This is a genomic window from Symbiobacterium sp. (genome assembly GCF_040797425.1).
Classification (GTDB): Bacteria; Bacillota; Sulfobacillia; order Symbiobacteriales; family Symbiobacteriaceae; genus Symbiobacterium.
This window is the reverse complement of sequence record NZ_JBFNEH010000008.1, coordinates 69488-88054: the sequence shown is the minus strand read 5'-3', so window position 1 is coordinate 88054 and position 18567 is coordinate 69488. Positions and strand designations below refer to the sequence as shown.

The 18567-nt window shown below is 70.6% G+C and carries 18 protein-coding genes and 1 pseudogene; 11 read left to right on the top strand and 8 right to left on the bottom strand.

The window, feature by feature from the left end; translation table 11 throughout:
• Positions 1 to 735 precede the first annotated feature (735 nt).
• On the top strand, positions 736 to 2295 hold the full coding sequence (locus AB2385_RS04435) for a hypothetical protein (protein ID WP_367653728.1): 1560 nt from the start codon (positions 736 to 738) through the stop codon (positions 2293 to 2295).
• Positions 2296 to 2453: 158 nt separating this feature from the next.
• Here AB2385_RS04435 and AB2385_RS04430 read toward each other — a convergent pair.
• Positions 2454 to 2822 (bottom strand): annotated as a pseudogene (locus tag AB2385_RS04430) (class I SAM-dependent methyltransferase); the annotation flags it as partial.
• A gap of 496 nt (positions 2823 to 3318) precedes the next feature.
• Between AB2385_RS04430 and glgP the strand changes: the two are divergent.
• The 5 genes from glgP to AB2385_RS04405 all read left to right on the top strand — a co-directional run bounded on the left by glgP (position 3319) and on the right by AB2385_RS04405 (position 7715).
• Positions 3319 to 4929, top strand: a complete 1611-nt coding sequence (gene glgP / locus AB2385_RS04425) for an alpha-glucan family phosphorylase (protein ID WP_367653727.1) — start codon at positions 3319 to 3321, stop codon at positions 4927 to 4929.
• 319 nt (positions 4930 to 5248) lie between these two features.
• Entirely contained in the window at positions 5249 to 5800 is a 552-nt protein-coding gene (locus AB2385_RS04420) for an ECF transporter S component (protein ID WP_367653726.1), read from the top strand.
• 67 nt (positions 5801 to 5867) lie between these two features.
• Positions 5868 to 6842: a P1 family peptidase gene (locus AB2385_RS04415; protein WP_367653725.1), complete on the top strand. Its 975-nt coding sequence runs from the start codon at positions 5868 to 5870 to the stop codon at positions 6840 to 6842.
• A gap of 58 nt (positions 6843 to 6900) precedes the next feature.
• The gene (locus AB2385_RS04410) at positions 6901 to 7230 is read left to right on the top strand and encodes a YtrH family sporulation protein (RefSeq protein WP_367653724.1); all 330 of its coding nucleotides are present in this window, start codon (positions 6901 to 6903) and stop codon (positions 7228 to 7230) included.
• Positions 7227 to 7715, top strand: a complete 489-nt coding sequence (locus tag AB2385_RS04405) for a hypothetical protein (protein WP_367653723.1) — start codon at positions 7227 to 7229, stop codon at positions 7713 to 7715. The genes AB2385_RS04410 and AB2385_RS04405 overlap by 4 nt, the downstream gene beginning before the upstream one ends.
• Before the next feature lie 40 nt (positions 7716 to 7755).
• On the opposite strand, the gene AB2385_RS04400 is transcribed toward AB2385_RS04405, so the two are convergent.
• Both AB2385_RS04400 and AB2385_RS04395 read right to left on the bottom strand, forming a co-directional pair.
• Positions 7756 to 8433: an MtnX-like HAD-IB family phosphatase gene (locus AB2385_RS04400; RefSeq protein ID WP_367653722.1), complete on the bottom strand. Its 678-nt coding sequence runs from the start codon at positions 8431 to 8433 to the stop codon at positions 7756 to 7758.
• 50 nt (positions 8434 to 8483) lie between these two features.
• Entirely contained in the window at positions 8484 to 9524 is a 1041-nt protein-coding gene (locus AB2385_RS04395) for a M42 family metallopeptidase (RefSeq protein WP_367653721.1), read from the bottom strand.
• A gap of 134 nt (positions 9525 to 9658) precedes the next feature.
• Here AB2385_RS04395 and AB2385_RS04390 point away from each other — a divergent pair, with 134 nt between their 5' ends.
• A complete protein-coding gene (locus AB2385_RS04390) occupies positions 9659 to 10072 on the top strand; it encodes a hypothetical protein (RefSeq protein ID WP_367653720.1) in 414 nt (137 codons plus the stop codon).
• 50 nt (positions 10073 to 10122) lie between these two features.
• Entirely contained in the window at positions 10123 to 10479 is a 357-nt protein-coding gene (locus AB2385_RS04385; protein ID WP_367653719.1) for a hypothetical protein, read from the top strand.
• Positions 10480 to 10525: 46 nt separating this feature from the next.
• On the opposite strand, the gene tatB is transcribed toward AB2385_RS04385, so the two are convergent.
• From tatB to AB2385_RS04370, 3 genes are all read right to left on the bottom strand, one after another.
• Positions 10526 to 10747 carry a Sec-independent protein translocase protein TatB gene (gene tatB, locus AB2385_RS04380; RefSeq protein ID WP_367653718.1) on the bottom strand — a complete coding sequence of 74 codons (222 nt, stop codon included), beginning with the start codon at positions 10745 to 10747 and terminating at the stop codon, positions 10526 to 10528.
• 95 nt (positions 10748 to 10842) lie between these two features.
• Positions 10843 to 11817 (bottom strand): polysaccharide deacetylase family protein, encoded by a 975-nt coding sequence (locus tag AB2385_RS04375; RefSeq protein WP_367653717.1) that lies wholly within the window; start codon positions 11815 to 11817, stop codon positions 10843 to 10845.
• Positions 11818 to 11892: 75 nt separating this feature from the next.
• Positions 11893 to 12795, bottom strand: coding sequence for an LCP family protein (locus AB2385_RS04370; RefSeq protein WP_367653716.1), 903 nt, complete (start codon positions 12793 to 12795; stop codon positions 11893 to 11895).
• Between the two features lie 184 nt (positions 12796 to 12979).
• Between AB2385_RS04370 and AB2385_RS04365 the strand changes: the two genes are divergently transcribed.
• Positions 12980 to 13951, top strand: coding sequence for an RluA family pseudouridine synthase (locus AB2385_RS04365; RefSeq protein WP_367653715.1), 972 nt, complete (start codon positions 12980 to 12982; stop codon positions 13949 to 13951).
• Positions 13952 to 13994: 43 nt separating this feature from the next.
• Here the strand turns inward: AB2385_RS04365 and AB2385_RS04360 are convergent, their stop codons facing one another.
• Together AB2385_RS04360 and AB2385_RS04355 are read right to left on the bottom strand one after the other, a co-directional pair.
• Positions 13995 to 14480, bottom strand: coding sequence for a flavin reductase family protein (locus AB2385_RS04360; protein WP_367653714.1), 486 nt, complete (start codon positions 14478 to 14480; stop codon positions 13995 to 13997).
• Positions 14481 to 14603: 123 nt separating this feature from the next.
• Positions 14604 to 16523: a glycosyltransferase gene (locus AB2385_RS04355; RefSeq protein ID WP_367653713.1), complete on the bottom strand. Its 1920-nt coding sequence runs from the start codon at positions 16521 to 16523 to the stop codon at positions 14604 to 14606.
• A gap of 327 nt (positions 16524 to 16850) precedes the next feature.
• Here AB2385_RS04355 and AB2385_RS04350 point away from each other — a divergent pair, with 327 nt between their 5' ends.
• Positions 16851 to 18185: a hypothetical protein gene (locus AB2385_RS04350; RefSeq protein ID WP_367653712.1), complete on the top strand. Its 1335-nt coding sequence runs from the start codon at positions 16851 to 16853 to the stop codon at positions 18183 to 18185.
• A 5-nt stretch (positions 18186 to 18190) separates the two neighbouring features.
• On the top strand, positions 18191 to 18439 hold the full coding sequence (locus AB2385_RS04345; RefSeq protein ID WP_367653711.1) for a DUF6504 family protein: 249 nt from the start codon (positions 18191 to 18193) through the stop codon (positions 18437 to 18439).
• The last annotated feature ends 128 nt before the right edge of the window (positions 18440 to 18567 follow it).

The window sequence follows — 18567 nt, the reverse complement described above, 5'->3', positions numbered from 1 at the left end:
GTGACGCGGCGGAGCGCGGCGACTGGCCGGGGGAGGGCAACCGGCTCACCCGAAAAGCCAACACTGCTGGACAGCACCAGCCAAGTCGAACAGGCGGTGACGAGGGATGGTTCGGTCCGGCACTCGCCGCCCCACGGGGCCTGTTCGCCGTTGCTGGTGCTGGGCGATGGATGCGGCCCGGTGATGCGGCGGAGCGCGGCGACTGGCCGGGGGAGGGCAACCGGCTCACCCGAAAGGTCAACACTGCTGGCCAGCACCAGCGAAGTCGAACAGGCGCAATGCGGGAGGACAGGTGGATCGTCCTGCCCGAGTCCCGATAGGCTTCAACGATCAACACCTGACCTGGGCTTGACGGCTTTCGGCGGTAGGGCGCTGCGCCGCTGCGGGGCGGCGACTCGTGGTGGGGACTCGACTTGGCGACTGCTGGGCACGCCCGGACGGTCACGGCGAAGAGGCGGAGACTGCCGGAAACGCATTTACACTGACAGGCAGAAAACAATCGGGGAATGCATGAACCCAAGCCCGTAACGTTGATGGCCGTTGACCCGTTATCCCTGGTGCAAGGGTGCCTGAGACGCCGGACCCGCATCGGTGATGGGTGCAGGCGCTGCGGCGCTGTTCCCGCCGTTGGGCAAGCGGGCGGCAGACCGGTTGTCTGCTCGCGGGAAACCGCAGAGAACGTTGAACCGTCCATCTGGCAGCAACGAGAAGATGGGGAAAAGGGGGATGTTGGCCGTGCGCCGCCTGGCGATCGTGCTGCTCCTGCTGCTCGCCCTGGCCCCGCACGCTCTGGGCGACAGCGCCCCGATGGCGACGGTGGGGCCGGGGGTGGAGCCCATGGAGTCGACCACTGTCCGGTTGGCCGAGGAGCGCATCGAGATCCACCTGAGCCGTCAGCAGAGCGACCCGGCGTGGTTCTTCTGGGACGCGGTGGGCGAGTTCCGCATCTGGTTCCGCTTCGAGCCCGAGGCCGACGAGGAGATGACGGTGGGCTTCCCCCTGTTCGTCATCGACCCTGAACAGTCCATCTACGGCGCAAGGATTGAGGACCTGCGAGTGGAGGTCGACGGCCGGGAGGTGCCCGTGGAGATCCGGCCGTCTGCGTATGGCAAGGAAAACCCTGACGCCGACCCGGCGGACTGGGCGGTCTACCCGGTGAGCTTCCGGGCAGGTCAGCCGCTGGAGATGGTGATCAGCTACACGATGCCGGTCGCACCTTACGGCAAGAGGCCGGACTCGCCCCTCTGGGTGTCGTACGTGCTGCGCACCGGTGCGTACTGGGCGGGCACGATCGGCCGGGCCGAGGCTGCGATCACCATGGACAGGCCGATCCGAGAGGCAGATGTGCGCACGGGTGACAATCCTTGGCGCAGCACCACCCCGGGCTGGACCCTGGAGGACGGGGCGCTGAAGTGGGTCTGGGAGGACGTGGAGCCGGACTTCGACCTGCACCTGGTGATGGAGAACCCGTACTGGCTGGACCTGGACCGCGACATCCGGGCCCTGCTGGATGAGGGGCCTGCCGATCGCGAGACGTTGCTCCGCGTGCTCAGCGGGACTGCTGCCCTGTATGCGGGGGGCAGGGACGGTGAGCAGTTCCCGCTGCGGGACGGTGTGATGTCCGACGAGGCCGGCGAGGCGCTGCTGCCGGACGTGCTTGCCGCAGCCCAGTCGTACCTGGCGGAACAGCCCGAGGACCGGGAAGTCTGGGAGGCCTATCTGGACCTGCTCTGCCTCGCGAGCGTGGAAGAACGGTACGATGCGACGGGGCCGGTTCATGAAGTGCGCGACGAGCAGCGGCTGGCCACCGCCCTGACGGAACTGGCCCGCTACGCCCGGGAGGCGGAACTGCCGGGATACCGGCGCCAGTGGCGACCCTGGATGGCCCCCGAACTGGCGCAGTACCCGTGGCAGCCCGAGACGCAGGCGGCGATCGCTGACTTCCTCGCCGCCGCGATGCCCCCGCTCTTCCGCACGGCCGCGGATGCCGAGGAGTGGGTGGCGAGCAACGCGAGAAGCGCGCTGACGGACGGGCAGGTGGAGGAGCTGCTGGCTCAGGCAATGGAGCGGGTGAGCGGTCCCGTACCCCAAACGGCGTCCGAAGGGGAGGCGACGGATGGCGGGGCAGCGACCAGTGAGACGGAGACCGGCGGAACGGCGACGGTGACCGGCGAAGGGAGCTCCGCCGTGGTCCTCCTCATCCTGGGCCTGTGTCTGGCGCTGGGGGCGGCGGGTACGGCGATGCTCTGGGCCTGGCGCAGGGCTCGCCGGCGTGCAGAACAGCCTGGACGTTGACGAATCAAACACGGAGCACACCTACAGAGTTCGACAGACTCTGAGGTGTGCTCTGCGCGAATGTCGTTGCGGCAACCTGGCGGCCAGTCCCATGAGTGCTTGGGCACTCATCGTGGCGACACTCTTCGTCGTGGCCATACCGCCGGGCCGGCCGCCTGCTACTCTCCGCCCGGCTTGCGGGCCACCACCAGCCAGTGGAAGGGCGCCGTCTGCCACCAACTGGTGGCGCCCAGCCCGGCCCCGTGGAGCAGGGTGTCCAGGTCGCCCACCAGGCAGTACTCCTCGTCGTCGTCCCAGTACGGGCCCATGGCCGTACGGGCTTCCCCCCGGGAGGCCGGCGAGGCGAACATCACGTCCAGCAGACACAGCGTGCCGCCGGGTCTCAGCACCCGGGCCAGTTCCACACAGGCCGCCGGTCGGCGGGGAGGCGGGACCTCGTGGAAGGCGAAGCTGGACACGACCACCTCGAAGCTGCCCCCGGCGAAGGGGATGGCGTTGAAATCGCCGACTTCCAGCGTGAAGGCCGGGTGGCGCTCCCGGCATCCAGCACCGCCGCACCTGACGGAGTAACAGCGAGCTCACTCGCTGGAGGACTATGGCGCGGCAGGGGAGCGCCTGATTCGCAAGCAGGAGCGGTCCGGTGCCCTGCACCTGGTCAGGGGCGTGGCCGGTGGCTGCTGCTCAGGCGTGCAGTGGAGGGGACGGTCGGAGTCGGGGCCGGGGATCAGGTGGCACTGCCGGTGGGGGCGGTGCCACCTGAACTGGCCGGTGCGGCCGCGGGAAGAGACCCGGGTCGCGCGGCTCTGGCCATGGCGCCCGTTGGGGACGGGTGGAAGCCGTCTGCCGGTGGGGGTTCTGCCTGCTGACTGAGTTGGAGTGAGCATGGCGAACCTGTACTGCGGCGTGTTGCGCGGGGAAGTACCCGGTCCGGGCAGGAAACCGGGTTCGCGGCCCCTAATAAATGTAGTGCCGGTTTGTGCAATCGTTTGCACTACGAGTCGCATTACGAACAGGGGTGATACTATGGCGAACCAGTTGCCCCGGGTGGCCTACTTCTGCATGGAGTACGGTCTGGACAACGCCTTCAAGCAGTATGCCGGCGGCCTCGGCATCCTCGCCGGCGACACGCTGAAGGGGGCAAGGGACAACGGCCTGCCGATGGTGGGCGTCGGCCTCCGGTGGAAGCAGGGCTATACTGACCAGCACATCGGCCCCGACGGCAAGCCCTACGATGCGTTCCACAACTACGAGTACCCGTGGCTGAAGGACACCGGCGTCACCGTGACCGTGCGGATTCGTGACAATGACGTGCGGGCCAAAGTCTGGCTCTGCGACCACTTCGGCAACGCCCCGCTCTACCTGCTGGACACCGACATCCCGGGCAACCCCGACGCCTGGATCACCGGCCAGCTCTACGGCTGGTTCGGCGAGGAGCGCGTGGCGCAGGAGATGATCCTCGGCATCGGCGGCGTGCGGGCGCTCCAGGCGCTGGGGATTCCGGTGGACATCTACCACTTCAACGAGGGACACGCCGCCCTCGCCGGGCTGGAGCTGATCCGGCAGAAGATGGCCGCCGGTGCCTCCTTCCACGAGGCCTGGGAGGCCACCCGCCGGCAAGTCGTCTTCACCACCCACACCCCCGTCCCCGAAGGGAACGAGTCGCACCCGATCGAGCGACTGCTCTACATGGGCGCCAACCTGGGCCTCACGGTCGACCAGCTGGTCCAGATCGGCGGTTCGCCGTTCAACATGACGGTGGCGGGGCTCCGGCTGGCCAAGTGCGCCAACGGCGTCTCGCAATTGCACGGCGAGACGGCCAACCGCATGTGGCAGGGCGTGGAGGGGCGCTGCGAGATCCGGGCGATCACCAACGGCATCCACCGGCCCACGTGGGTCGACCCGCGCATGCGGGGGCCCTTCGCCTCTCCGGACGACCTGTGGGCGGCGCACATGGCGGTCAAGCGGGAGACGATCGACTTCATCGCCCGGAAGACCGGCGTGCGGTTCGACCCCGAGAAGCTGCTGATCGGCTTCAGCCGCCGGGCGGCGCCGTACAAGCGGTCAGACCTGATCTTCCGCTGCGAAGAGCAGGTGCGCAGCCTCCTGGAGGAGGGCAAGATCCAGATCGTCTTCTCCGGCAAGGCCCACCCGCTGGACGACACGGGCAAGCGCATCGTGCAGCACCTCGTCGCCATGGCCAGGCGGTACCCCCGTTCGGTGGCCTTCATCGAGAACTACGACATGGAGGTCGGCGCCGCCCTCACGCGCGGCTGCGACGTGTGGCTGAACAACCCGCGCCGGCCGCAGGAGGCCTGCGGCACGTCGGGCATGAAGGCGGCCATGAACGGCGTGCTCAACGCCTCGATCCTCGACGGCTGGTGGCCCGAGGCGGCGCAGCACGGCGTGAACGGCTGGGTGATCGGCGACGACGTGGTGCCCGCCTCGGTGGCCGAGCAGGACGAGCGGGACGCGGCCGCCCTCGCCCGGGTGCTGCTGGAGGAGATCGTGCCGACCTACTATCACAACCGGCCGAAGTGGCTGGCGATGATGAGAGCCTCCATCGAGTCCACGTGGGAGCGCTTCTCCGTGGACCGGATGCTGAAGGAATACTGGGAACGGCTCTACATGGCGTGATCCCCCGGAGGCCGTTGGCAACGCACGCGGTCAAGGCCGGAAGACGCGGACCAGGGCAAACGTTTGCCCTGGTCCCGGCGCGCCTGCCCCGTCGGCGGAGTCCCGCCCGCACTCGGGCTCTGCAGTGCGTACCACCGCTGCTCCGGCGCTGTCCGCGGCCGTCGCAGCAGGCCCGCCTTCGCCAGCGGCCGTGGGAGTGCCGCACCGTACCGCCCTCGCTCTACCCGCACGGACGGATGACATTCGGCGCGAAACGCCTTATACTAATGAATACAACCCAATAATGGGCGTCACCATCTTGTAAGGAGAGGGATGCACCATGAGTCTGTCGGTCCGTCAGGTGACGGTGGCCGGTGTTCTCGGCGCCGTCTCCGCCGTGCTGGGCCTCGTGCCCAACATTGGGTTCATTCCGTTCCCCACCGGCCAGGCGATCACCATCATGCAGATCCCCGCCATCCTGGCCGGCGTCGCCGAAGGGCCCGCGGTGGGGCTCTTCGTCGGGCTCATCTTCGGCCTCACGTCGTGGTTGCGGGCGACCAACCCGGCTTTCGCCGACCCGCTGGTGGCGGTCCTGCCCCGGCTCTTCATCGGCGTCCTGGCCGCGTACGCCTTCTACGCGCTGCGGCGCCGGAACGTGACGCTGGCGCTGGTGGCCGCCGCCGTGGTGGGCACGCTCACCAACACCGGCTTCGTGCTGGGCATGATCCTCCTGCGCGGGTACTGGCCGGTGGAGGTGGTCGCCACCGTCGCCGCCACCCACGCCCCGCTGGAGCTGGTCGTGGCCACGTTTGCTGTGGTGACGGTGGGGTTGGCGCTGCACCGGGCGGGCTACATTCGGGTACCGTATCGGGCCTCCGTGCGAAGGGAATAGTGCAGTCAGGCCGCTCTCCACACTGGGGGGCGGCCTTTTCGCAGATGAGAGAAGGGAAGTGTGGATTGTGACGAGCGTGAAGTGGCTGAGCGGCATCACGGACGTGCCCGGCATCCGGGTCGGGCACGCCCACGACCTGGCGGCGCTCACCGGGGTGACGGCGGTCCTGGCCCCGGCGGGGGCGGTGGTCGGCGTCGCCGTGGAGGGCTCGGCGCCGGGCACCCGGGAGACCGACCTCTGCCGCCCGTGTAACCTGGTGCAGCAGGCCCACGCCGTGCTGCTCTGCGGTGGCAGCGCCTTCGGGCTGGCGGCCGCCCACGGCGCGATGCGCTGGCTAGAGGAGCGGGGCATGGGGCTGCCCACGGGCTATGCGACCGTACCCATCGTTCCGGCCGCCGTGCTCTACGACCTGGGGGTCGGTTCCGCCCGGGTGCGGCCCGACGAGGCGATGGGCTACGCCGCCTGCGAGGCGGCCGGCGACGGCCCGGTGGCGCAGGGGTGCGTGGGCGCCGGCACCGGTTGCTCCGTGGGCAAGGCCCTGGGGATGGAGCGGGCGGTGAAAAGCGGCATTGCGACTGCGTGCGTGCAGGTGGGAGAGGTTCGCATCGGGGCCATTGTGGCCGTCAACGCCTTCGGCGACGTGCGGGACCCTGCCACGGGCCGGATCGTCGCCGGCCCCCGGAGCGAGGACGGCTCCCGCATGCTGGACACGGCGGAGCTGCTGCTGGAGGGCGCGGCGAGGCGGGCGTTTGGCGAGAACACCACCATCGGGGTGGTGGCCGTGGGCGGCAGCCTGTCCAAGGAGGGCGCCAACAAGGTGGCCCGCATGGCCCACGACGGCCTGGCCCGCACCATCTCGCCCATCCACACGATGTACGACGGTGACACGCTGTTCTGCCTGGCCACCGGCGGGCCGGAGGTGGACGTGACCGTGGCCGGCACCGCCGCAGCGCTGGCGGTGGAGCGGGCGGTGCTGAACGCGGTGCGGCACGCGGTCAGCCTGGGCGGACTGCCGGCGGCGGCCGACCTGGGCGAATCCTGAGGCAACCGGTTCTGGACAGGTCCCCCCAGGCGTACCCTCCCCCCAGGGGGGATCGCCGATGGACGATGCCTTCGCCGCGAAGCTGCTCTCCAACTTCCTCATCGCCCTGGGGGTGACGCTGGGCGGCTCGCTCTCCGGGGCCGCCGCGTCGCTGCTGGCCGGCGGGCACCCGCTGGACCGCCTCCGCTACCTTTCCGAAGACCTGCGCCTCTGGGGCATCCTCGTGGCCCTGAGCGGCTCCTTCGAACCGCTGCGCACCCTGGAGCAGGGGCTCCTCTACGGCCAGGTGCGCGCCCTGTTCCGTCAGGTGGTCTTGATGGCGGTGGCCATGGCGGGGGCCAACGTGGCCTACTTCCTGATTCAGACCGTGGCGGGGCGTCGGCCATGACCCGGTGGGAGCGGGGGCTGCCGCTGCTGGCGGCGTTCGCCATGGGCTTCGCCATCGCCATCTGGCTCCTGCCGGTGATGGCCGGGCCGACGGTGCAGCGGCTGCGGCTGGAGCGGGACGCGGCCCTGGCGCGGGTGGAGGAGCTCGAGGCCGAGGTGGCCAAGCTCCAGGCGGCGGAGCGCCGGCGGCCGGTGGTCTGCCAGATCGCCCGGGTGCGGGCGGAGATCTACGGGCCCGACGAGCGGGTGGGGCTCGAGGCGGCGCGGCGCATTCAAAAAGAACTGGCGGCCGAACAGATCGGCCGCCAGCTGGAGAACGTGTCGCCGCTCATTCTCTACGGCCGGTACCAGGGCCGGCTGATGGAGATCGACGGCGTGATGTACCAGTTGGGGGTGCAGGTCCTGATGATCGGACCCGACCTGGTGCTGCTGGGACGGCTTGCACCGGCGGAGGACGCCGCACCCCCGGAGAGCGGCGCAGGGTGAGAGGACACTCCCGTGGGCGGCAGCGGAGGCCGGCCGGCGCTCAAAACCGGCAGCGGGGGTGCGGGCGCAGCGTGTTGCGCCGCTCCATGGTGCCGTCCCGGAAGCGGTCGAGGTTCGCCCGCAGCACCTCCAGGGCCTGGGTGAAGCCGCTGAAGGGGAAGAAGGGCGCGCCGGCCTCGGCCATGTAGCGCGCCAGACCGTGCTTGGCGAAGACCCAGTCGGCGAAGCCGGCGGCGTAGAAGTCGCTCATCCCGTCGCCCAGGTAGACCACGTGCGCACCCGATTCCTTCAGCCTCCTGGCCACGGCGGCCTTGCAGCAGCCGCAGTGGTCGCAGGCCGGGTTGGCGAATGGCCACTCGAGGGCGCCGCGGTCCACGTACCGGTTGGCGAAGACGGGCAGGTGCCCGAGCCCCTCCCGCTGCAGGATGCGGTCGATGTAGAGGGTGAAGCCGTCGCTCACCACCGCCAGCGGGATCCCCTCGGCCTCGGCCCAGGCGACGAACGCGGGGAAGCCGGGGTCGATGGCCACCCGGTCGGCCAGCGCGCCGGCCTCCTCCCGGTCCACCTTCGCAAACGATTCCAGCCAGAGCGTGCGGGTACCGACCTCGCCCCGGGCGAAGCGCAGCAGGACCGCGGGCGGATACGGGGCGAGCGTCTCGCAGATCAGGTCGCCCACGTCCACCTGGGTGATGGTGAAGTCGAAGTCAGTAAGCAGCACCAGCGGGGCGCCCAGCGCCCGCGGCCAGAAGGCCGCTTCAGGCCGGGCGCTCATCGGGTGAGGTAGGCGAGGAGCAGCCTCGCCGTCTGGTCCAGTGCGTCCACGTGGACCCGCTCGTAGGAGTGGGAGGCGTCGATGCCGGGGCCCACCAGGGCCGCCTTGAACTGCCCGCCGGCGCGCAGGGCGGCACTGGCGTCGGAGCCATAGTGGGGGTAGATGTCCACCCGGTAGTTCAGCCCTTCCGCGGCGGCGATCCGCTGCAGCCGGCGGGAGAGCTCGTAGTCGTACGGGCCGGACGAGTCCTTCACGCAGATGGTCACCGAATACTCGTCGGAGGTCTGGCCCTCGCCCACCGCGGCCATGTCCAGCGCGATCACCTCGGTCGCCTCCGGGGGGAAGGCGCCGGCCGCGCCGTGGCCCACCTCTTCGTAGTTGGAGAAGAAGAGGTGGGTGGTGTGGGCGGGCCGCAGGCCCTGCTCCTGCATGGCCTTCACCACGCCGAGGAGGATGGCGACGCAGGCCTTGTCGTCCAGGTGCCGGCTCTTGATGAAGCCGGTCTCCGTCTGGACGGTGCGGGGGTCGAAGGAGATGAAATCGCCCACCTGGATGCCCAGGGCCAGCACGTCGTCCCGGGAGGAGACGCGCGCGTCGAGCCTGACCTCGAGGTTGGCCTCGGTGCGCTCCTGCTTGTGGTGCTCCTCGCCGTGCACGTGGGTCGAGGCCTTGGTGACCAGGATGGTGCCGGAGACGGCGCTCCCGGAGGCGGTGTGCACCAGGCAGTACTCGCCCTCGATGGAGTTGCCGGAGAAGCCGCCGATGCGGGTGAGCTTCAGCCGGCCGTTGGGCTTGATCTCCTTCACCATTGCCCCGAGGGTGTCCACGTGGACGGCCACGGCCCGGTGCGTCGATTCGTCGGCGCCGGGCAGGGTGGCCAGCAGCGCACCCTTGGGCGTGCGCCGGTAGGTCACGCCCATCTTCTCCAACTCGCCGGCGACGTGGGCAATGGCGGCGTCGGTGAAGCCGGTGGGGCTGGGGATGCGGCACAGGGCGACTGTCTGGGCGGCGATGTAAGAGACGTCAATCTGCGCCATGGCTGTCCTCCTTCTGCAGCGCTTGACCGCACGTCCATTTTTCAAAACGCGATACCCATTGTATCATGGGGAATAAGGGAAATCAGCCGGAAGGTGCTCTGACCCCGGCACAGGCCGGGGAGGAGGGACGGAACATGCGACGGTTGCTGTATGCCCTTGCGGCCGCGGCGCTGGCGGTCGGTTCGCTGGGGCTGGCGCTGCTGCCGTGCATCACCACCCACTGGCTCGCCTTCGCCGTGCTCGGCGCCTGCTTCTCTGCCGTGGGCGGGCTGGGCTGGCTGCTGGGCGGCGTGGCGGCGGACCCGCTGCCCAGGCTTCGCGCGGGCTGGTTCCTCCTGCCCGCCGGCGTGATCGGGGTGATCGTGGCGGCCGCGCGCGGCCTTGCGCTGCCGTTGCTCTGGGCGGCCGGGGAGGCGGTGACGGGTGTGCTCCTCCTCGTCCCCATCTTCCCCAGCCAGCGCCAGCACCGCGACGCCCAATCCGGCCGGATGCAGGCCCCGGGCCCCGTGCAGGCGCCGCCCGTCGCCGGCCGGCACGAGAGCCGCTGACGGCATGAACACGCCTCCCCGCCGCCAGACTAGGGGCGAGGAGGGATGGCATGGAGCACACGGTTGTGGGCGTCTTCCGGCACAGCGGCGACGCCGACATGGCGGCGGCCCACCTGCGGGACGCCTTTGCGCTGGGCGTGGACGAGCTCGAGGTGCTGGGTGAGGCCGAACTCCGGATGGGCCGCGCACGGGCGGGGCCGGACGATTCGTGGCTTCTGGCCGCTTTCGCGGAGACCGGACTCGACGGCCTGGAAGGCGAAGACCCCGTGACCCGGCGCTGGGTCGATCAGGTGGAGCGGGGCCGCACGCTGGTGGTGATCCGCTCCGACGACCCGGATCGGGCCACGGAGATGGCCGGGGAACTGCGCCGGGCCGGGGCCTTCCGCGTGGACATGATCCTGCAGTGACAGACGCACACAGAGGCCCACCCTCAGTTGGGTGGGCCTGCTCGGCTTAGCCGTCGTTGCTCTCCTTCTTCCCCTTGTCGATGCCCTCTCGCACTTCTTCCGCTGCGGCCCGAGTTACCTCTTCGGTGAGCGACTGGGTCGCCCTCCGGAACTCGCGCATGGCCTGGCCCAGGCTGCGCCCGAGCTGCGGCAGCTTCTCGGGTCCGAAGACCACCAGCGCGACGATCAGGATGACCAGGACCTCGCTGAAGCCCAGGTTGCCCACCACAGGCACATCTCCTTCAGATGACAGAACTCCGCAACACCAGTGTAGCGCCCGCGCCCGCGGTTGTCTACCGGGATCGCCGGGGCCTGCGGCCGCCGCTAGTTTCCCCCTGTCTCCGGCTGCGCCGCTTCGGCTTCTGTGGTGCACTGGAGCAGCCGGCTCACCGGGACGATCTCGTACCCGCGGGCCCGGAGCTCACCGATCGCGGCATCGCTGGCTGCGGCCGAGTCGGCCACGTTCAGGTGCATCAGCACGATGGAGCCGGCCTGAGCCCGCAGGATGCGCTCGGTGGTGGCTTCCACCCCGGGGAAGGTCCAGTCGAGGGTATCGACTTCCCAGTAGATCGAGTAGGAGTACCCCGCCTGGCGCACCAACCGCCGCTCGTGGTCGCTGAAGGCGCCGTAGGGCTCCCGGAAGAGCGGCCTTGGATCGAGCCCCGTGGCGAGGCGGATGGCCTCCTCGCCGTCGGCGATCTGCTGCAGCACCTCCTCGTCCGGCAGGGTGGTGAGGTCGGGGTGGCTGTAGGTGTGGTTGCCCACCTCGTGCCCCTCGTCGGCGATGCGCCGGGCCAGATCGGGGAACTGCTCGGCCCAGCGGCCGGTGAGGAAGAAGGTGGCGGTGACCCCGTGCTTCCGGAGCACGTCCAGGATGGCTTCGGCACCGTCCGCACCCGAACCGGCGTCGTAGGTGAGGGCGACCATCGCACAGGACCGGTCGCCGTGGACGACGAGGCGGCTGGGCTCGCCCTCGGGGAGGTCAGGCAGGGGGGCCGGCGGCGTGTCGGCGGGCGTCGGTCCGTCAGCCTGCGCCGGCAGGTCGGCGGACGGCAGATCCCCTGATGGTCCGCCGGCGGGCGGAGCGGCGGGCCCCTGCTCGGCTTCGGCGCTGGCACCCGGCTCGGCGGCAGCGTCGCCGGCGGTCTCCTGTTCCGTCGTGTCCGGCCCGTTGCCGCTGGCTCCCGCACCGACGGCGGAAGGGGGCGGGGACGGGTCCGAGGGCACGCCCGCGGCACAGGCGGCCAGGAGCGCGGCGAGAAGCAGCAGCGCGGCGAGACGGCGTTGGGTGTTCGCCATGATCTTCCCCCCTGACCTGAGGGCTTTCCCCTCATTGGACGGTCAGGGGGGAGGTGAAGTTGCCGGCGCGGGCGGCTACTGCCAGACGGCCAGGAGCCGCTGCACCCCGGCGGGGTCGTGCAGGAAGTAGGAGATGCCGTTCACGTACTCGGCCCGCCCCGGCAGCGTCTCGGTGATGAGGTCGCCCCGGTGGGACGCCTGGATGGCCGCAGCAGTGAGGCGCACCTGCTCGCTCAGGGGCAGGTTGGTCTCCACGTGGCGGGCCGCCGTGGCGAGCAGCGCCGGCAGGCGGGGCAGGTTTGAGGGCTGCAGCGCCTGGCGCGCGGCGGCGCGCAGGAACCGCTGCTGCCGTCGGATGCGGCTCAGGTCGTCGCCCATCGCGTCGTTGCGGAAGCGCACGTACTGCTCGGCGCGGTCGCCATCGAGCACCTGATGGCCCGGCTTCAGGTCGATCACCAGGTTGTCGTACGGGTCCACGTAGTACATGGGCGCCTCCACCTCCAGAGGCACCCCGCCCATCAGGTCCACCAGGGCGCGGAACCCGCTGAGGTTGACCTTCACGTAGTAGCGCACGGGCAGCCCCAGGAGGCGGGAGACGGCCTGCATGGCCAGTTCGGGTCCGCCCCAGGCGTAAGCGGCGTTCAGCTTCGCCTCGCCCACGCCCTCCAGCACCACCCGGGTGTCGCGGGGGAGCGAGAGCACCCGCAGCGGGCCGGCGCCCGCACGCACCAGCAGCATCGTGTCGGACCGGCCGCGGTCGCCGGGCCGCTCGTCGACGCCCATCACCAGCACGTAGACGGGTTCGGCTGCGGCTTGGGCCGGTTCCGGTGGTTCGGCCCCCACGTCGAGCCGGACCAGCCCGGTGTCGGCGGGCGGGGCGGGTGCGGCGGGCGGCGGATTCAGCAGCCGCCAGGCGAGCCCGGCGAGGGAGAGGGAGAGAACGAATCCCAGGGCTGCCCCTGCGAGGAAGCGGCGCATGGCGCGGACTCCTTTCCACGGGGGTATTGTATGTATCCCCCCGTGCGGTGAGGGCCACGCCGGTCCGGTACCCGGATGTTTCTGGTAAGGGCGGCGTCTTCCGGGTCGCTTGCGCGGGGGCGCCGCCGTGGGAATAACTCAGGCGACGCGCGGGCCTGCGCGTACGCCCACTCGAGGTGAGCGCATGCGGTTTCAGGTAGAGCCCGAGGCCCGGGGCATGCGGCTGAGCCAGTATCTGTTCGACCGGCTGAAGCTCTCGCACTCCCTGGTGCGCCGGGCGAAGGTGAGCGGCGGGCTCCTGGTGGATGGCCAGCCTGTCCGGACGAGCCACGTGCTCTCCGGCGGTGAGGTGGTCGAAATCCGGGTCGCCCAGGAGGGGCGGGTGACGCCCGAGCCGGTGCCGATCCAGGTGGTCTACGAGGACCCCTACCTGCTGGTGGTGGACAAGCCGGCGGGAATGGTGGTCCACCCGGTGCGGGACTACGTGTCCGGGACTCTGGCCAACGGGGTGGCCTACCACCTGCTCCGGTCGGGCGCCGATCCCGTGGCGCGGCCGGTGCAGCGCATCGACCGGGAGACGTCCGGCCTGGTGCTCTTCGCCAAGGAGCCGGCCGTGGCCAGCCTGCTCGCCCGGGAGCTGGAGCGGCACAAGCTGGACCGCTGCTACGTTGCCCTGGTGGAAGGGGTGGTGGCGGCCGACTCCGGCACGGTGGACCGGCCGCTCCGGCGGGTCTGGGGCCATCCGGTGGCGCGGGAGGTGGCCGAGGGCCCCCGCACCCCCGAGCAGGAGCGGCTCCTCGCCGAGGCGGAGGCGGCGGGCCGGGTGCTCCGGGAGGAGTGGACCGCGGCGGGCCAGCCGGCGGTTACCCACTGGCGGGTGCTGCGCCGCTGGCGGGGGGCCACCATGCTGGAGCTCAGGCTGGAGACGGGGCGGACGCACCAGATCCGGGTCCACATGGCCTACCTGGGTCACCCCCTGCTAGGGGACGAACTCTACGGGGGCAGCCGGCGGCTCATCGGCCGGCAGGCCCTGCACGCGGCGAGCCTTGCGCTCACCCATCCCGTGAGCGGGGAGTTCCTGCACTTTACGTCTCCCCTGCCGCCGGATCTCGCCGACCTGGTGGCGCGGCTGGATGCGGGCGAGGGCACTGCCTAGAAACGCATCGGGTGTGCCTGCGGCGGCAGGCACACCCGATGGGTCATTCTGCGACGGTGGTGTAGCGCCCCCGAAGGTAGCCCAGCGGCCTCCGGGTGCGGTCGCCGGGGTCGAGCCGCTCCACCTGTCCGATGAGGATTGTGTGGTCGCCGGCGTCGACCCGCTGGACGGTGCGGCACTCGAGCAGCGCCACGGCGCCGGGCAGAATCGGCGCGCCGTAGAGGCCCCGGGTGTAGGTGAGGCCGGCGAACCGGTCCGCCCCCCGCGTGGCGAACCGCTGCGAGAGTTCGGCCTGGTCGCTGCCCAGGATGTGGACGGCGTAACCGGGTGCCCCCACGAGGGCGGCGTAAGACCCGGACCGCTTGTCGATGCAGAAGAGCACCAGGGGCGGGTCCAGCGAGACCGAGGTGAAGGAGTTCACCGTGAGGCCCACCGGCGTGCCGTCTGGCGCCGCTGCGGTGACTATGGTCACCCCCGTCAGGAACTGGCCCAGGGCATCCCGAAAGGTTCGGCTGTCAAACGCGGTCATGGCAGATGTCCCCCACTTTGCACCCTCCGGCCCGGCAGGCGCCGGGCCTCACTGGTTGGAAGTACCAGTTTAGACCGTGCAAGGGGGGCAGGCGATGCGGCCTCCGCGGGCGAGGCACGCGGATCACTCGCGGGTGCGCGGCGTCTTCACCCAGGACTTGGGCTCCCTGTGCAGGAGCCTCAGCAGCAGAGAGGCCGAGTACGGGAGCGGCAGGAAGAAGGCGGAGATGGGCAGTAGGAAAATCTGCGCGAAGCCGGTGGTCTGCACTTTCCGGGGAGCGGGGTCCATGAAGCGGCGATAGTGGAAAAAGCAGGCGATGGTGAAGATGAGGTAGCACGGGGCGAAGGTGGAGACGATGCCGCTCACCCACTCGGGAACCGCCTCGTAGTCGAGGTGGCCGGCGAGCCCCAGCGGAAGGGCAATCAGGGGCAGGAAGGCGATCAGCTGGAACAGGGTCCAGGCGAAGGGCCCCCGCCACCAGTAGATGCGCAGGAGGTAGTGGCGCTTGTCCGCCGGGGCGGAGAGGTCGTGCTTGATCTTCTCATAGACCTGCAGGTAGCCCGAGCCCCAGCGGAGCCGCTGGCGGAAGAAGCCCCGGTAGGTGGGCGGGGTCTGCTCGGAGGAGGCGTAGGGCAGGAACTCGGGCCAGGCGTCGCCCTTGAGCCAGGCCCGGGCGCCGAGTTCCATGTCCTCGGTGAGCACCGTGGGATCGAAGCCGCCGATGCGCAGGATCAGGTCGCGGGTGGCGAAGATGTTGGTGCCGCCGATGAAGGGAATCTCTCGGAGCTGCCAGGGCATCTGCCACTCGTGGGAGATCGCCTGGAAGATGCCGGCGATCTTCGAGATCGCACCGGTCTGCCAGAAGTTGCGGATCTGGTAGACCGGACCCTGGGCGATCTGGAAGCTTTCGCCGGCCGTGAGGCGGCGCCAGGCCACGTAGCGCAGCACGTCGGGGTCGGGGCGGGACTCGGCGTCGTAGAACCCCCAGAGTTCGCTCCTGGGATCGGCGAAGCGGAAGGCCCAGTTGAGGGCCCGGCCCTTGGTGGACGGGACCTCGTGGCCGGTGCACTCGCCGTCCAGGCGGCCGTCGAAGTCGTAGGGCACCTGCACGTGCCGGAGGGCGGGCATGTCGCGGTGAGCCGCAAACTCCAGACGCTTGCGTTCCACGATCTCCTGGGTGGTGGGCTGGGCGACCTGGAAGGCCTCCGCGATGCGCCGGCGCAGCTCGGCGGCGGACTCGCGGCGGAGGAGCACGGCCAGGCGCCGCTCCGCAGCGGTAGAGAGGTTCGCCAGCACGTTCTGGGTGAGCGGCCGGTCCGCCTGGGCCGCCCGGGCGAGCAGGTGGTGAACCAGGCCCGGGTCATCCTTCCGCTCCAGCCGGAGCAGCAGTTCGATGAGCGGGATGGCCAGGGCGATGGTGGCCGGGCAGAGCTGGTCGAGCTGGCGCCCCTGCAGGCGGGGAGCCACCCGCTGGAGCAGCGCCCGGATCTCCTGGGCGTCGGTCTTGCCCTTCGTCCGGAGGAGGGTGCGGGCGGTCTCGTAGAGGGCGGCGGTCTGCTCGGGCAGTGTGAGGGGGCGCAGGGCGTCGGGGTTCGCCTCCTCCACGGCCAGGCGGGCGAGGAGGGCCAGCAGGGTCTCCTCCTCCTGCTCGGTGCCGTCCCATTCGGTCTCTTCGGTCAGGAGCCGGGTCAAGTGATCGGTGATGGCTGCGCGAGTGTTCTGCGCGGCCATCGCCTCTTTCTCGTCGGTGACGACCAGGATCTCATAGTGGTCGGGCGAGTAGTGGAGCCGGGCCATGTGGTCGATGGTGCGTGCGATGACAGCGGCCTCGTTGCGTGCGGGGATGAAGATGGTGAAGCGGGGCAGGTCACGGCCCTGGCTGGCGGCCAGGCGGGCGAGGTACTGCAGGGAGAGTCCCGTCGGTCGCTTTTCGTAGTAGTTGTGGTTGGCGTAGTACCTGAGGTAGAGGATGCGGGTGAAGAAGAGGAATAGCACGGTGTAGATGAGGATGAGGGTGACGTAAAGCAACTGAGCGGTACTCACAATCGACTGGCCTCCTTGGTTGTGGGAACCGGTATCAGGAACCGGTACCAGGATCCGGTCGCCGTGCGCCGGGGCGCCCGGCGACGCGGAAATATAGAGGCAAGGGGGGAAACGGAAACTGGGGGAAATTGGCATGCTCTGCAACCCCGTAGAAGTTTAGCGCCGGCGCCGGTGGGCGTCAATCTGCTTTTCCTGGTACTCGGGTACCTCCCCTTGACTTCGCCGGCAAGGGGAAATAGAATATACGTACGCCACGAACGAGTGTTTGGCGACTATATGTTCGACATATGGCAATTTCAGCGATATCCGAGGGTCGGGGGGAGCGCCATGCAGTGGGTCTGCTGGGTGGAGATCCGGGGTCTCTACGCCGCCGCTGCCCGCGCGGCCGGGCTCGTGGAGGAGGGGCGGCCGGTGGTGGTCCTGCGCGAGGGCAGGGCCTTCGATGGCTGCCGGGAGGCCTTTGCGGCGGGCCTGCAGCTGGGAAGCCCGGCCCGCCAGGTGCTGCGGGACGTCCCGCGGGCGGCACAGGTCGACTGGGCGGACGTGGACGTCGCGGCCCGCGCCCGCGCCTTCTGGGACCGCTGCCTGGCCCACACGCCCTACGTCGAGCCGGTGGAGCCCCATCAGGTGCTGCTGGGCCTGCCGCAGCCCGGCGGCCCCGGGGAGCTGTCCGGCGAGGCGCTCCGGCAGCTGGAGCAGGAGGTGGCGGCCATTGCGGATGCCGCTTCTGCCTTCGGCTTTATCGCCTTCGCCGGCGTCGGTACCTCCCGCCTGGTGGCCCGGGCGGCGGCCCGGGCGCTGCGGGAGGAGTTCCTGGGGCGGCGCCCGGGCACGGCGCCGCTGCGGCTGGTCGGTGTGCGGCTGGTCTCGCCCCGGCGGGCGGATGGCTCGCCGGCGGGCGGCCTGGCGCCGCAGATCGCGATCGTGCGGCCGGGCGAGGAGGCCCGCTTCCTGGCGCCCCTGCCCATCGGCTACCTGCCCTGCCCGCCCGACGTGCGCCGCCGCCTGCACCAGTTGGGGCTCACCCGCATCGGCGAGGCGGCGCGGGTGAGCGAGGACGAGTGGGTGCGGCAGCTGGGACCCCAGGGGCGGCTGGTCTCCCGCTGGAGCCGGGGGATCGACCCGGAGCCGGTGAAGCCGGCCTACCCGCCCCGGCGGCTGGCGCGCCGCACGGAACTGGCCGGCGGCGTGCGGGACCGGGATCCGTTGGAGCGGGAGCTGAGCCGCTCGGCCGCGCGGCTGGCCGCACAGCTGGACCGGCGGGGCGAGGGCTGCCAGCAGGTGGGCCTGATCCTGGAGCTGGCCGACGGGCGGGTGCTGCACGCCGAGCGGACCCTGCCCCGGCTGCGGCACACCGCCTACCCGATCGAGCAGGGGCTGCACGGCCTGCTGGCCCAGGTGCTGGACGGCCTCGGGGAGCCGGTGGAGGTGACGGCGGTCACCGCCGAGGTGGGGCTGATCGGCCCCGTGGACTGGCGGCAGATGGAGCTGTGGGACGACCGGCTGCGCCGGGAGCGGCAGGAGCGGATCGAGGGGGCCCTGGCGCTGTTGCACCAGCGCTTCCCGGCGCGGGTGATCGGCCTGGGGCCGCGCACCCCGCCTTCCTGGCGGGAACAGATGCTCCAGTACGCCGATCCCTACCGCTGGTCGCGGGAGGCGTGAGGGCCATGTCGCGCATCATCAACCAGCCGGTGGAGGTGGCGACCGGCCCCGATGGGCTGCCCGCCGCCTTCCGCTTCGCCGGCGGGCGGGAGCGGGTCCGGGCCGTGCTGGACACCTGGATGGAGACCGGCCGCTGGTGGGAGCAGGAGCCCGCTCTGATCGCCTACCGGGTCGCCACCGAGCGCGGCGGCCTCTTCGAGCTGAACTTCATCCCCCGTGAGCAGCGCTGGCTGCTCTATAAAGCGTACGACTGACGTGCCTTCCGGAATGGGGGTACGGCGCCGCGGGGAGCGCAACCACTCGGCCCGGTTGCACGAGGCGCAGGCAGTACGTGGCAGCAGCCGGGGCAGCGGGGGCGAAGGCGCGTTCCGGCCACCAGTTC